Genomic DNA, 14,444 nt, shown 5'->3' with positions numbered 1-14,444 from the left:
CGGGAATCGGGAACGTTGAATTCTAGGGGTTTTTACTTTTCGGCAAGGTGGATGTCCGATGTCTGACAGCGGAATGGTCTGGTCCGCGGCCCCTATCGTTTAGGACACACCACTGAACCCGAGGAAGGGAACCGCAATGGGCGATCTGGCGCGACTGCCGCTGCTTGAGAAGGCACCTACTACGCATGCACGCCTGCTGGCCTGGGTTGAGGAAGTTGCCGAGCTGACTCAGCCGGACCGCATCCACTGGGTTGATGGCAGCGAAGCAGAAAACAAGAAGCTCACCGATGAACTGGTCGAGGCCGGCACACTGAAGCGCCTCAACCCGGAAACGTTCCCGAATTCCTTCGCGGCGTTCTCGGACCCCGCTGACGTTGCCCGCGTGGAAGAGCAGACCTTCATCTGCTCCGAGAACGAGCGCGACGCAGGCTTCACCAACAACTGGATGGCTCCGGCTGAGATGAAGCAGAAGCTGCGCGGCCTGCTCGCCGGCTCCATGCGTGGCCGTACCATGTACGTCATCCCGTTCGTCATGGGCCACCTTGACGCGGAAGACCCCAAATTTGGCGTTGAGATCACCGACTCCGCCTACGTCGTAGCCTCGATGCGCATCATGGCCCGCATCGGCACGGACGTGCTGGACCGCATCACCCAGACCGACGCATTCTTTGTTCCCGCCCTCCACTCGCTGGGCGCACCGCTGGAAGCCGGCCAGGCCGACGTCGCTTGGCCCTGCAACCCGGACAAGTGGATCGTCCACTTCCCCGAAGAGCGCTCCATCTGGTCCTTCGGATCCGGTTACGGCGGAAACGCCCTCCTGGGCAAGAAGTGCTACGCACTGCGTATCGCCTCCGTCATGGCCCGCGACGAGGGCTGGCTCGCCGAGCACATGCTCATCCTGAAGCTGACGTCCCCGGAGCAGAAGACCTACTACGTCTCCGCTGCGTTCCCGTCTGCTTGCGGTAAAACCAATCTCGCCCTGCTGGATCCCACCATCAAGGGCTGGAAGGTGGAGACCCTCGGCGACGACATCACCTGGATGCGCTTCGGCAAGGAAGGCGAACTTCGCGCCGTCAACCCTGAGGCCGGCCTGTTCGGCGTCGCGCCCGGCACTGGCTGGGGCACCAACCCCAACGCCATGCGCGCCATCGCCAAGGGCAACAGCATCTTCACCAACGTCGCACTGACTGACGACGGCGGTGTGTGGTGGGAAGGCATGACGGAGGACACTCCGGCGCACCTGACCGACTGGCGTGGCGAGTCCTGGACCCCGGACTCCGACGCCCCGGCAGCACACCCCAACTCCCGCTTCTGCACGCCGATCGACCAGATCGACATGCTGGCCGAGGAGTACTTCAGCCCGGAGGGCGTGGAACTGTCCGCGATCCTGTTCGGCGGCCGCCGCAAAACCACCATCCCCTTGGTGACCGAAGCCCGCAGCTGGTCCAACGGTATCTTCATGGGCTCCACGCTGTCCTCGGAAACCACGGCTGCTGCCGCCGGTGCAGTTGGCGTTGTTCGCCGCGACCCCATGGCCATGCTGCCGTTCATCGGCTACGACGCAGGCGATTACCTGAACCACTGGGTGAACTTGTCCGCCAAGGCCAACCCGGAGCGTCTGCCCAAGATCTTCCTGGTGAACTGGTTCCGTCGCACGGCTGAAGGCGGCTTCGCCTGGCCTGGCTTCGGGGACAACGCCCGTGTGCTCAAGTGGGCCATCGAGCGCCTCGAGGGCAAGGCCGACGCCGTGGAAACCCCCATCGGCTTCGTCCCGACCGGCGAGTCCATCGACCTCGAGGGCCTGGACATGACCCCGGCCGAGGTTGAAGCCGCTGTGCGCGTCGACGCCGACGAGTGGGCAACCGAACTGGCGTCCATCGAGGAATGGTTCGCGAACTTCGGCGAATCCCTCCCGGCGGCGCTCCAGTCGGAGCTGGACGGACTCAAAACCCGTCTGGGCTAGACCTCTTAGGAACAACGGCGTTCTTAAGTGAACGACGACGGCCCGTCACCTTTCTCTTGAAAGGTGGCGGGCCGCCGTCGTGCCTGGCGTTGGGGGTTCCTGGCGTTGGCGGTTCCTTGCCTTGGTGGTTCGTGGCTAGCTGGCGAGCCAGACGTCCGGTCCAAAAACTTCGTAGTGGATCCGGGTGGCCGGAATCCCGGCGTCGATTGCTTCGTCACGGATCTTTTTCATGAAGGGGAGCGGGCCGCAGAGGTACAGTGACGCATCGGCCGGCAAATCCACTTCACGCAATGACATGAAGCCGTCGTTGGCGCCGGCGTGCGGGGTTTCGAGCCACAGCCGGAGTTCGGCGTCGATTTTCGCTGCGTCTTCTGTCATCTGTCCGCTCAGTGCCCAGTGATCCATAGCCTTTTCTGCGTGCAGCACCATGACCTGGCGGTCTGTACCGGATTCCGCGAGCGAACGCAGGATGGAGGCCGTGGGAGTACAACCGATGCCGGCCGAAGCGAGGATCACAGGACCATCGCCGTCCTTGAGGGTGATCTCACCGTAGGGATTCGAAATTTCCAGAATGTCGCCGGGCTCGACGGCGGCGTGCAGTGCGGTGGAGACCTCGCCGCCGTCGTTCAGCTTGGTGGTAAAGACCCGCTTGGTGCCGGCATCGCCGGACAATGAATACTGCCGGACCTGGCGCAGGCCATCAGCGAGCGTTACTTTGACGCTGACGTACTGGCCGGGCGTAGCTTCGGTGACGGGGGTGTGGTCCGCAGGTTCCAAAGTGAAAGTGATCGCGTCTTTGCCCGCCGCATCCTTTGCCACCACCCGCCACGGCATCCACATCCGGCTGTTTGCCTGGGAAGCGTACAGGTCCTTCTCAAGTTTGATCAGGGCGTCTGCCATGAGCCAGTAGACCTCAGTCCAGGCCTCGGCGATTTCCGGAGTGATGACGTCAGCCAGATCAGCAGCGATGGCCGCGAACAGGTGTTCGTACACCACGCCGTACTGCTCTTTGACGATGCCCAGGGAAGCGTGCTTGTGCGCGATGCGTGACAGGACCTTCTCGGGAAGCGTGGCGGGGTTGTTGACCAGGTGTGTCGCGAAAGCGGCGATGCTCCCGGCGAGTGCCTTCTGTTGTTCTCCCGAACGCTGGTTGGAGCGGCTGAACAGGCCGTCCAGGAGCTCGGGGTGTGCTGCGAAGAGGCGGTTGTAGAAATCCGTGGTGATTTCGCCTATCCGCGATCCCACCAGGGGCAGCGTGGCTTCAATGACGGGGCGGGATTTTTCCGAGAGCATGTTTCTCCTGGCGGTTTGGGCTGGGCTTTTTGTCCGGCCGGAAAATACAAGCATTTGAAATGCGTGTATTTATACCCCAAGTTCTACACCTCGTAGAATTCATGTGCAAATCGCACGGGGGATGAAAGGGAAGGGAGCGCTTCTGCGGTGCGGCAGGCCGTTACTGCGCTGCCGGCATCCGGATCTCAGGCCGAAGCCCGATCGATTGAAATACCGGGTCCATCTGCCGGGCGTGGGGGAGGGACGAGATAACCACTGTGTCGAGTTCACGGTAGAACGCCTCCCTGGCGCGGGTCATGGCGTGACGGAGTCCGCACTCGGTGATGAGCGGGCAGTTCTTGGTGGCAGACTGGCACTCCGCCGGGTCCTGCCGGCTGTCCAGATGGCGCAGCACCTCACCCACGGTGGCTCTCCGCCCGGCTTCGCTCAACCGGGATCCGCCCAGCCTGCCGCGTTCGACGTCGATGAGCCCGAGGGAACGCAAACGGACCATAGCTTTGCTGACGTGGTTGTAGGGAGTTCCCACGGCATCTGCCACTGCCTGGGTGGTCAGCAGTGCACCCTCAGGAGCCGCAGCCAACACCATGATGGCCCGAAGGCTCACATCTGCGAAGGCGTTGATTTTCATGGGATCAGTCTAGGCGGTGGGTCTAGTCCACCCAGATGGATGGCTCGTGGGTATCCGGTTCCATGGCAGCGAAGATGAAACCCTCGGCTCCGGGGACATAAGGAATGATGGCGGCCAGCACAGCACCATCACGGTGCTCCGCCGCGCCATGAATGCCGTCGGAACCGTGCTCGGGTAGGCTGACGTCGCTGACGATAGCCACCGCACGGAACTCGTCCCGGCCTTGGCGCAACAGTTCGTGGAGATCGGTCAGCATTTGACCGGCGTCGACCTCGCCATCCTCGTCAGGTTCACCGGGAGTCACCATGACGATCCGGAGTTCGCCATCACTCCCAAGCGTGATTCCGAAGGGGAAGAAGCCGCCATTCTGTTGGAGATGTTCCTGGGCGGTCCCAAGGCCAGTGCCCAGGGTCTCCCGGAGCTCGCGGGCCTGGGCTGATTCTTCTGATTCTCCCTGCACTGAGTCTCCCGGCACTGAGTCTTCGGGCACTGAGTCTTCTGGGACGGCGCTGGAGCTTTGTCCACTCATGCTGACCACACATGTGCGTCGGCAGGAATAACTGCTGAATCTCCGAAGACGACCGCTCGGGATTGCCCGTCAATCTCGTACGGCTTCAAGATGTTCATGGACAGTCCTTCGGAATGTTCGATGTGCAGCCTGACTGCGTCCACGGCCCCGTCTTCAACCTGAACGAGAACATCGGACAGGATGCAGGTTCCCCTGAGCGTGTCTTTTTTGTTGCGGAAGCCATCGGCCATCATCAGAACGGACTCCGCAGAATCTACTTCGCCGTCTGCGTTGGCCTCCTGGTAGGCCATGTGATGCCCCAACTCGCCGGCGAGGTCGGTGGTGATCCCGTAGGGGGCCAGGCCGCCGTTCCTGGAAAGCTGATCCTCGGCGAACGGAACTGCGACTCCCACAAGCTTAAAGACATCCTGGATGGCCTGTTCCGAAAGTCCCTCGTGCCACCATTCCTGCGCGGGGGCCGGCGCTTCACCGTTCCACAGGTGGGCGGGCTGGGTCTCGACCCGGGGTTCGCTGAAAGTGGGGTGCTTGAGGAACTTCTTGCGGGTGAAGTCCACCCGGATGAGCTGGGCAATGCCACTGCGGTGTTCAGCCCAAAGGTGAAGCGTGTCCTCGGCCTTGGCCGACAGCGGATCCAGTACAGCCACCATGGCGTGGAGGTTCTGTGCGTATCCAGCGAAGAGGTCGACTGTCAGCTTCACGGCCACCACTGGGTCCGGGGGCATGGTCCCCCGGATTTCCTGGGGGACCTCGCCGTTCTGGACAGTGCCCTCGGCGTCGAGCATGAAGACGAACGGGGCGAAGCTCTTGTTAAGGACCAGCTGGGCCTCTGCCAGTTTCAAGGCCTCGGCCACAACGGCAGCCAATTCGGATTCAGGCGAGGTCCGTACCTCGGGCGGAAGCTGCGTCATGGCTGTGCGCCTAGCCTCGTACCAGTGCCAGGACGCGGTCGCGGACCTTCTCCATGGTGGCCTGGTCCTTGGCCTCGGCGTTCAAGCGCAGGAAGGGCTCGGTGTTGGACGGGCGGAGGTTGAACCACCAGCTGCCGTCCTTCGCAGTGAAGGTGCTGCCATCCATGTGGTCGATCTCGATGTCTTCGGTTTCAAAGTCCACCCGGACACGCTCCACGGCACCGGCTTTGTCCTCGATCTCGGAGTTGATCTCGCCCGAGGATACGTAGGGCTCGTACTGGCGGCCGAGCTCCGAGAGGGGTCCGTCCTGCTCACCGAGGGCAGCAAGTACGTGCATGGCTGCGAGCATTCCGGTGTCTGCGTTCCAGAAGTCCCTGAAGTAGAAGTGCGCCGAGTGCTCCCCGCCGAAGACTGCCCCTTCCTCCGCCATGACGGCCTTGATGAAGGAGTGCCCCACACGGGTCCGGACGGCACGGCCGCCGTCCTTTGCTACGAGTTCCGGAACAGCTTTTGACGTCAGCAGATTGTGGATGATGACCGGGGTTTCTTCCCCGGACTTCCGGGCCCGGGCGATCTCGCGGCGGGCAACCATGCCTGTGATGGCCGACGGGGACACGGGCTCGCCCTTTTCATCGATCACGAAGCAGCGGTCTGCATCGCCATCGAAAGCGAGGCCGATGTCCGCGCCGTGCTTGACGACAGCCGCCTGGAGGTCGCGAAGGTTTTCCGGTTCCAGCGGGTTGGCGGGGTGGTTCGGGAAGGAACCGTCCAGTTCGAAGTAGAGCGGGATGATTTCGAAGGGCAGCGCCGGGAGCAACTTGTCGCCCAGGACTGCCGGAGTGGTGAGGCCTGCCATACCGTTGCCGGCGTCGACCACGATTTTCAGCGGCCGGGAACCTGAAAGATCCACCAGCTTGCGCAGGTATTCGGAGTAGTCCTTCAAGACATCGTGGACACCGATCTCACCGCGCGTCGCGGCGGACGGGATGGTCCCTGCGTTCAGGTACTGCTCGGCGAGTGCCTGGATTTCCTTCAATCCGCTTTCGGAAGAGATGGGCTGGGCGCCGGCCTTGGCCATCTTGATGCCGTTGTATTCGGCGGGGTTGTGGCTGGCGGTGAAAGTGGCGCCGGCGGCGTTCAGGGCGCCGCACGCGTAGTAGAGCTCGTCGGTGGAGATCAGGTCCAAGAGCTGGACGTTGGCTCCACGGGTTGCGGCGCCGTTGGCGAAGGCCTGGCTGAACTCCGGTGACGAAGGACGCATGTCGCCTCCAACGAGGACAGTTTCGCCCTCAAGGCCCAGGACGTCGATGAAGGCAGCGCCGACTGCCTCGACGATTTCAGCCGTGATGGATTCACCTACGATGCCCCGGACGTCGTACGCCTTGAAGGATGCCGAGAGGTCGAATGTCTTGTTCTGCTCGCTAGTCACGGGCTCAATCCTACTGTGGCTGCCCGGCGCGGCATGAACCGGGGCGGTCCTATGTGGATAGTTGTCATCCACTCAGCTGTTATCCACATAGCAGGGTCTGCCCGTTCTTGCTGTCAGGGGCGACTGGAATACTGGGGTCATGGCCAACAACTCCCCAAACACTGCCGTTCCCGTGCAATCAACAACCCAACAGGAGGCCCTGGCTTGCCTTCGCGAACTGGTTGGCCATCCCGGCGCGCAGTTCCATGATGGTCAGTTCGAAGCGATCGAGGCGTTGGTGGATGCCGGCCGCAGGGCACTCGTGGTCCAACGCACCGGCTGGGGAAAGTCCGCTGTCTACTTCGTTTCATCCTTGCTCTTGCGGCGCAGGGGAGCCGGGCCAACCCTGATCGTCTCACCGCTGCTGGCTCTCATGCGTGACCAGGTGGCCGCGGCGGCTCGGGCAGGCGTCCGCGCTGTGGCCATCAACTCCGCAAATGCCCTTGAATGGGACACAGTCCTGGCCCAGTTGGCGGCGGACGAAGTCGATGTTCTCCTCGTGTCTCCAGAGCGACTCACCAATCCGTCCTTCCGGGAGAACCAGCTTCCGGAGCTGATCCGGAGGACAGGGCTTCTGGTGATCGACGAAGCCCACTGTATTTCCGACTGGGGACACGACTTCCGGCCTGATTACCGCCGTATCTCCGACCTCATCGCCCAGCTCCCGGAGACCGTCCCCGTCCTGGCAACGACAGCTACCGCCAACTCCAGGGTGGTCCATGACATTGAAGAGCAGCTCGGCTCCGGAGTGCTGACCATCCGCGGCGGCCTGGGGCGGGAGTCGCTGCGTCTGGGTGTCCTCAACCTCGCCGACTCCCGGGACCGGCTGGGCTGGCTGCTGACCCATCTTGCGGACATGCCGGGGAGCGGCATCATCTACACCCTCACCGTTTCTGCGGCCGAAGACACTGCCCGGCTGCTTGCCGGGGCCGGGCACAACGTGCTCTCCTACACAGGCAGGACCGACCCCGCTGACCGCGAGCGGGCAGAACAACTGCTCAAGGACAACCAAGTGAAGGCGCTCGTGGCAACTTCAGCTTTGGGCATGGGCTTCGATAAGTCTGACCTCGGCTTCGTCATCCACCTCGGGGCACCGTCATCACCTGTCGCCTACTACCAGCAAGTCGGCCGCGCCGGCCGTGGCGCCGCCAACGCGGATGTGCTGCTGCTTCCGGGGTCGGAAGACCGTGAGATCTGGCAGTACTTCGCCACAGCGTCCATGCCGTCGCAGGAGAAGGCAGCCGCTGTGCTGGCTGTCCTCGGCGATGCCGGTTCAGCCATGTCCACCGTCGCGTTGGAGGCCCGGGTAGACCTTCGCCGGACACCACTGGAATTGCTCTTGAAGGTTTTGGCGGTGGATGGAGCCGTCGAACGCGTCGGCGGCGGCTGGCGGTCAACCGGTCGGCCATGGCACTACGACGCCGAACGCTATGCCCGCATTGCCGAGGCGCGGGTGGACGAGCAGGACTCTATGGTGGTCTACCAGGACACGGCCGGCTGCCGGATGGAGTACATCACCTCGGTGCTTGACGACGAAACTGCTGCCGCCTGTGGCCGCTGTGACAACTGTGCGGGCAGATGGTTCCCCGTGGACGTGGCGGACTCGGCTGTGGAGGCGGCGGGCCAGACCCTCCGCTGGGCAGGAATCGCGGTAGAGCCCCGCCTTCAATGGCCCAGCGGAATGGACCGGCTCGGTGTCACAGTCAAGGGAAAGATCAAGCCCGACGAAAGCGTCGCCGAGGGACGTGTTCTGGCCAGGCTGACCGACCTTGGCTGGGGCGGCGCCCTCCGTGAACTGTTTGCTGCCGGCGCACAGGACCGTGCCGTGGATACCGGGATGCTGCAGGCATGCGTTCAGGTACTGCGGGAATGGTCAGGTGCCGAGGGCGGAACGCCGTGGAGTGGCGTCGGTCGCCCGGTGGCCGTCGTCAGCATTCCGTCCCGAAGCAAACCGCAACTGGTTGATTCCTTGGCCCGGGGAATAGCTGAAATAGGCAGGATGCCGTACCTGGGGCCACTACAGCCTGCTCACGGTGGTCCAACCGGAGCGCGGGGCGGAAACAGCGCCTACAGGCTCGCCGGGGTTTGGGAACGGCTGGTTGTTGGGCCGGAACTTTCTGAAGCCCTGGCTGGAATGGGGAGCCAGCCCGTGTTGTTGGTGGACGATCTGGTTGACAGCCGATGGACCATGACGGTTTCGGCGCGCGCTTTGCGGCAGGCAGGTGCTGCCGCGGTCCTCCCTCTTGCGTTGGCACAGGCGGGGTAGCCGGAAGTAGAAAAGCGTCATTTTGTGATCGCTCCCACATCAGGTCTATAGGATCGAGGAAACGCCCTGCTGCCTTCGCGGAGCACCAGCGACGAACTTGGACCGGAGTCATGACCACAAGACCTAGCGCAGGCCTCGCTGAAGCCAGCCAAAGCAGTTGGCGCCCACGCTTGGCCTTGTTGGTGGCCGCGACATTTTTCATGGAGTTCCTGGACGGGACAATCCTGATCACCGCGATTCCGAGCATCGCATCCGATTTCAGGGTCGCCCCGGCCGACATCAACATCACCATGACGGCCTACTTGGTGACGGTCGCGATGGGAATCCCACTGAGCAGTTGGCTCGCTGAACGATTCGGCGCGCGCAGGATCTTCTGCTTGGCCATTTCGGTCTTCACCATCGCTTCCCTGCTCTGCGCTGTAAGCACCGACCTGACCATGCTCACGCTCAGCCGGGTGGCCCAGGGCATGGGCGGGGCCATGATGGTTCCGGTCGGGACACTGGTGGTCCTGCGGGGAACGCCCAAATCCGAGCTCCTCCGGGCAACCGCCTATCTGGTGTGGCCAGGGCTCCTCGCCCCGGTTCTTGCGCCGATGGTGGGTGGAGCCCTCACGACGTTCCTTTCATGGCACTGGATCTTCCTCATCAACGTCCCGCTGGGCCTGGCGGCCTTCATCGCTGCGCTGCGGCTGGTGCCGCCGACGCAGTTCGACGGGAAGCGTCGCCTTGACTGGTTCGGGCTGATGCTGACCACCCTCGGCGTCGGGGCGTTGGTGGTGGGACTGGAAACCCTCGGCGGCCAGGCGTCCAACGTGCTGGCTGTCGTAGTGGTAACCGCTGGAGTGCTGTCCCTGGCGGGGGCGGTCTGGTGGATGGGCAAGGCCACAGTCCCGCTGTTCAACCTCAGTGTCTTTGGCACGAGGACCTTCCGGGCCACCTCCACCGGAGGCTTCATTTACCGGCTGACCATCAGCTCGGTCCCCTTCTTGCTGCCTTTGATGTTCCAGGACGGATTTGGCTGGGATCCGCTGAAGGCCGGCGTCATGGTCGCAGCAGTCTTCGTGGGCAACATCGGGATCAAACCTGCCACCACGCCACTTATCAGGCGGTTCGGGTTCAAGACCGTGCTTGTCTTCGCATCGTTCGCTTCCGCCGTGACGTTCGCTTTGTGCGCTTTCCTGGACGCCCAAACACCGGAACCGCTGATTTTCGCTTTGCTGCTGTTCAGCGGCGCGTTCCGGTCCATTGGCTTCTCCGCTTACGCATCGGTGCAATATGCGGACATCGTCCCGGGGCAGCTGCCATCGGCCAATGCGATCTCGGCAACCCTCGTCCAGCTGGCAGCGGCGGCGGGGATCGCGGTCGGGGCCTTGTTCCTGCGGCTCTTTGACGCCACCCGCCTGTTCGGGCCAGAGCAGCTGGGGGCGTACAAGGGAGCCCTCATCGCCATGGCCGTCCTGATGCTGATCAGTACCGTGGACAGCCTGACCCTCCATCGTCATGCAGGAGCCGAGGTCAGCGGCACGTCAGCAGGGGCAAAGCGCGCCTGAGCCCGGCCAGCGGGCGACACGGTACGCCCAGCACAAACTCCTCAAACGCAAATAGTCCCGGTTCTAAAACCGGGGCACATTCGCCGCCGAAGAGTGTTCATTCGCCGAACGTGAGGACGACTTTCTTGCCCGATGCCGGCTGTCCCGCAGCATCAAGGGCTTCACGGTAGTGGCTGACGTCGTAGACCACCGGATCGAGTGGTTTCAGCTGGCCACTGTCAGCGAGCTCGAGGACCTTAGTGAGGTCGCGCCGGTAGGAGCGGCGCTTCATTGCAACATACATTGGGGTCGAGCAAACAACCTCGGACGGTTGCGCGAAACGCCGTACGAGCGTCTTGGCGAATCCCGCAGCCGTCGCAGCTTTCTGATGGCCGACGGGTCCGCCAAATGCCGTCCGCACGATCCGTCCGTTTCGCTTGACGACAGAATTCAGGGTTCGAGATCCTGTATGGTCGATCACCCCATCGACTTTGCCTACTTGGTCAAGTAGTTGTCGTGGCCATTGTGTGTCGCCGTAGTCGAACGATGCGGCGCCGTACTGCATGGCGAGTGCCGCAGAAGCCGGGGATGCTGTGCCCGAGACGCGAACACCGTCAAGAGCAGCGAGTTGCGCAGCGAGAAGACCCACCGCACCGCTCACGCCATTGATGAAGAGCGCCCTGGGACTTGGCTTGAGCAGGTCCAATGCGTGTCTCGCGGTGACGCCGTCGAGTGGGAGCGTCGCTGCATCTTCCGAGGCCAAACCGTCCGGCACGGGCACGAGTAACGATGATGGAACCCGCAGCCTGGTTGCGTGTGCACCCATCCCAGGAAGAACCCCCGCCACCCGATCGCCAACAGATAAACCAAGGCTTTGTGCAGGACGGTCGATGAACTCGACAATGCCGATGAAGTCGTAGCCGGACACGAAGCCCGGAAAGGGATGCAGCAGGTAGTCACCCCGCCGGGCCATAATGTCTGTCGAGCCGACCGACGCGTGCGTAACGCGCACCAGACACCCATCACCGCGCATCGACGCTTCAACGAATTCCCTCGTGTCCCTCGAGAACGAGTCGACTCGGGCTACATTTGACGAACGTGACTGCTGTTCATGACGTGTCATATAAATACACGATACCCGAGCAGGCAAGCCACCCGGGCCCGGTACTAATGGCCGCCGCAGGGAAAGTCATCCGCGCCTTCAGGCCGCACGGAGGCCGGACGGAGGCCACACTGAGGCCGCTCACGGCACCCTTAAACGCAAAACGCCACGGCACCCTTAAACGCAAAAGGCCCCGGTTAAACGCAAAAGGCCCCGGTTCGAAAACCGGGACCTGTTCGCGGAGACGGGGGGATTTGAACCCCCGGTGGAGTTGTGCCCCACACTTCATTAGCAGTGAAGCCCATTCGGCCGCTCTGGCACGTCTCCCTTTGCTATTGCTAGCCCACCAAGGATACGCAGAACGGGGCTTCCAGCGCAAAACGCGGCAGTTCAGTCACCCGATTCGTTGGTCCGCTGCGGGACAGGCCATGCGCATGGCTCACTACGCAGCGAACCCCCGAATCGGGCGTCAGTTACTCCCGGCCAGCGAAAGCCACAGGAAGTGGTTGCTCCTTGCCTGCAACGCCGCAGCCTGCCGGTTGTCCGAGGCTCCCGCATGCCCACCTTCCAATGCCTCGTGGAACCAAACATTCGGAATCCCCATGGCCTGCATCCGTGCCGCCATCTTCCGGGCTTGAACGGGACCCACACGGTCGTCGGAAGTTGCTGTCCAGATGAAGGTTTCGGGGTACTCCACGCCGTCGCGAAGCAGGTGGTACGGCGAGAAGGTCCGGATGAAATCCCATTGTTCCGACACATCCGGGTCACCGTATTCGGCAATCCACGAATAGCCCGCCGAAAGCTTGGTGTATCGGCGCATGTCCAGGAGGGGCACACCGCAGGACACGGCACCGAAGAGTTCCGGGTACTGGGTCAGCATGTTGCCCACCAGGAGGCCTCCGTTGGACCCACCCACACAGCCCAGGCGACGACGACTGGTCACGCCCCGCGAGATCAAGTCTTTGGCTACTGCGGCGAAGTCCTCGTAGGCGCGGTGCCGGTTCTCCTGGAGTGCTGCCCGGTGCCATGAGGGACCGTACTCCCCGCCACCGCGGATGTTGGCAACCACGTACACGCCGCCGCGTGAGTGGGCGGCAGCACCGTCGTCGGAGGATGTGCCCATGGTGCGGCGCTCGAGCCAGGCGCGCCCAATGGTCCCGCTGTAAGCGGGCGTCCGGGAAACTTCGAACCCGCCGTAGCCCGAGAGTTGGGTGGGGTTCTCACCGTCCAGCACGAGGTCCTTGGATGCAACCTGGAAGTACGGAACCTTGGTGCCGTCAAGGGAAACGGCGAAGTGCTGCTGGACCTCGTAGGCGTCTTCGTTGAAGAACGACGGCGACCGCTTCACCTCGGCGTGCCGGCTCGCCACCCCACCGGCGGGTGCATCCTGCGCGGCAGCGGGCGCAAGCGTTCCCCGCGTCAGGGTGGTGGGTGTCGTGAAGCCTGTGGCCACCAACCAGAAGTCGTTTCCGGCGCCGGAATCAGAAATGTCCTCATCATCCACGGCGTAGGCGTTGACGTCGTGCAGCGGAGGGCAGGCATCCAGGACGGTGGAGGCCCACAGTCCTGAGGCGTCAACGGAGGATGGATCCAGGACCCGGATTTCGGAGGAGACGTCCCTGAGGAGGTTCAGCAGCAGGTAATCCTTGGTCCAGCTCCAGGACTGCAGGGACGTGTGAGCATCAGGGGTGAACAGGACCAGCAATGAACGGGAACCCGCAAGGTAGGAATCAAAATCTGCGGCCAGCAGTGACCCCGCCGGGTACACCACGCCATCTACCTCCCAGTCACCCTGGGGTCGGAAAAGCAGCCAATCGCGGTGGACGCTGATGTTGACATCGGTAGGCACATCGATGGTCACCCACGAGTCGTCGCGCAGCAGCGAGGTACTGCGGTTGTAGAAGTCGATGTAGTCAACGGCGAAGGTCCGCTCGAACCCGGGCGTGGAGTCGTGCGCCACCATGGCCAGCATGTGGTTCTCCGGAATTTCGAAGAGGCGTTCAGCGTCGGCCAAGGATTGGCCCCTCCGCAGTTTCACCCCGGTCCGTGCATACGAGGATGACGTGGCGGGCAGGCCTTCGGCCGTGCTGGACACGAGCAGTGTGTCGGCATCCAACCAGCTGATGTTGCCTTTGGCTGTGGGGATGTCAAAGCCACCCGCCGCCGGGTCCACGAAGGTGCGTGATTCGACGTCGAACTCGCGGTGACGGTCGGCGTCGCCACCGTCGGGGGAGAGCGAGACCATGGCCAGGCGGTATTCGGAGCCGTCAACGGGACGGAGGAATCCGGCCCCGTGGAAGACCCATTCGACGCCTTCGGCAGCTGCCAGTGCATCGACGTCGAGCAGGACATCCCACTCAGGCTCATCGCTGAGGTAGCTCTCCCAGGTGGTGCGGCGCCACAGGCCCTTGGGGTGTTCCTGGTCCTTCCAGAAGTTGTAATAGAAGTCGCCGCGCTTGTTGACCATGGCGATCCGGTCCGTGGAGTCCAGGACTTCCAGGATGCCGGACTCCACCTCCGCGTAGTCGGCGTCTTCGAGCAGTTCCTCGGTGCGGGCGTTCTGTTCCCTGACCCATGCCAGCTGCTCTTCGCCGTGGATGTCCTCGAGCCAGGCATTTTCATCAGTGGGTTCAGGCGCGGACTCCGCCGCATGGCGCGGTCCCGAGGCGGGTGCGGTGTCATTCCCGGAAAGTGGCGACGGATCAGCTTCTGTGGTGGTCATCGCCCCATCCAAGCAACACCCTTCGACGGTAAGCAA

General features: G+C 63.0%; 10 protein-coding genes and 1 tRNA gene. 3 read left to right on the top strand and 8 right to left on the bottom strand.

The window, feature by feature from the left end; translation table 11 throughout:
* Nucleotides 1-136: 136 nt before the first annotated feature.
* On the top strand, nt 137-1,963 hold the full coding sequence (locus IEY62_RS14700; RefSeq protein WP_189019124.1) for a phosphoenolpyruvate carboxykinase (GTP): 1,827 nt from the start codon (nt 137-139) through the stop codon (nt 1,961-1,963).
* 135 nt (nt 1,964-2,098) lie between these two features.
* On the opposite strand, the gene IEY62_RS14695 is transcribed toward IEY62_RS14700, so the two are convergent.
* The 5 genes from IEY62_RS14695 to IEY62_RS14675 form a co-directional block, all read right to left on the bottom strand.
* The gene (locus tag IEY62_RS14695; RefSeq protein ID WP_189019123.1) at nt 2,099-3,256 is read right to left on the bottom strand and encodes a globin domain-containing protein; all 1,158 of its coding nucleotides are present in this window, start codon (nt 3,254-3,256) and stop codon (nt 2,099-2,101) included.
* A gap of 160 nt (nt 3,257-3,416) precedes the next feature.
* On the bottom strand, nt 3,417-3,884 hold the full coding sequence (locus IEY62_RS14690; RefSeq protein WP_189019122.1) for an RrF2 family transcriptional regulator: 468 nt from the start codon (nt 3,882-3,884) through the stop codon (nt 3,417-3,419).
* Between the two features lie 22 nt (nt 3,885-3,906).
* The gene (locus IEY62_RS14685; protein ID WP_189019116.1) at nt 3,907-4,344 is read right to left on the bottom strand and encodes a hypothetical protein; all 438 of its coding nucleotides are present in this window, start codon (nt 4,342-4,344) and stop codon (nt 3,907-3,909) included.
* Nucleotides 4,345-4,409: 65 nt separating this feature from the next.
* Nucleotides 4,410-5,321 (bottom strand): hypothetical protein, encoded by a 912-nt coding sequence (locus tag IEY62_RS14680; RefSeq protein ID WP_189019114.1) that lies wholly within the window; start codon nt 5,319-5,321, stop codon nt 4,410-4,412.
* Between the two features lie 10 nt (nt 5,322-5,331).
* Nucleotides 5,332-6,750, bottom strand: a complete 1,419-nt coding sequence (locus IEY62_RS14675) for a phosphomannomutase/phosphoglucomutase (protein WP_189019106.1) — start codon at nt 6,748-6,750, stop codon at nt 5,332-5,334.
* Between the two features lie 139 nt (nt 6,751-6,889).
* Between IEY62_RS14675 and IEY62_RS14670 the strand changes: the two genes are divergently transcribed.
* Together IEY62_RS14670 and IEY62_RS14665 are read left to right on the top strand one after the other, a co-directional pair.
* Nucleotides 6,890-9,055, top strand: a complete 2,166-nt coding sequence (locus IEY62_RS14670; RefSeq protein WP_189019103.1) for a RecQ family ATP-dependent DNA helicase — start codon at nt 6,890-6,892, stop codon at nt 9,053-9,055.
* Nucleotides 9,056-9,165: 110 nt separating this feature from the next.
* Nucleotides 9,166-10,605 carry an MFS transporter gene (locus IEY62_RS14665; RefSeq protein WP_189019101.1) on the top strand — a complete coding sequence of 480 codons (1,440 nt, stop codon included), beginning with the start codon at nt 9,166-9,168 and terminating at the stop codon, nt 10,603-10,605.
* Nucleotides 10,606-10,702: 97 nt separating this feature from the next.
* On the opposite strand, the gene IEY62_RS14660 is transcribed toward IEY62_RS14665, so the two are convergent.
* The 3 genes from IEY62_RS14660 to IEY62_RS14650 form a co-directional block, all read right to left on the bottom strand.
* On the bottom strand, nt 10,703-11,596 hold the full coding sequence (locus tag IEY62_RS14660; protein WP_189019099.1) for a quinone oxidoreductase family protein: 894 nt from the start codon (nt 11,594-11,596) through the stop codon (nt 10,703-10,705).
* A gap of 329 nt (nt 11,597-11,925) precedes the next feature.
* Nucleotides 11,926-12,013 (bottom strand) — tRNA-Ser (locus IEY62_RS14655).
* Between the two features lie 142 nt (nt 12,014-12,155).
* Nucleotides 12,156-14,408 carry a prolyl oligopeptidase family serine peptidase gene (locus IEY62_RS14650; RefSeq protein WP_189019097.1) on the bottom strand — a complete coding sequence of 751 codons (2,253 nt, stop codon included), beginning with the start codon at nt 14,406-14,408 and terminating at the stop codon, nt 12,156-12,158.
* Nucleotides 14,409-14,444: the final 36 nt, after the last annotated feature.

The sequence above is a fragment of the Paenarthrobacter histidinolovorans genome (genome assembly GCF_014647595.1).
Classification (GTDB): Bacteria; Actinomycetota; Actinomycetes; order Actinomycetales; family Micrococcaceae; genus Arthrobacter; species Arthrobacter histidinolovorans.
This window is presented reverse-complemented; position numbering and strand designations above follow the sequence as displayed.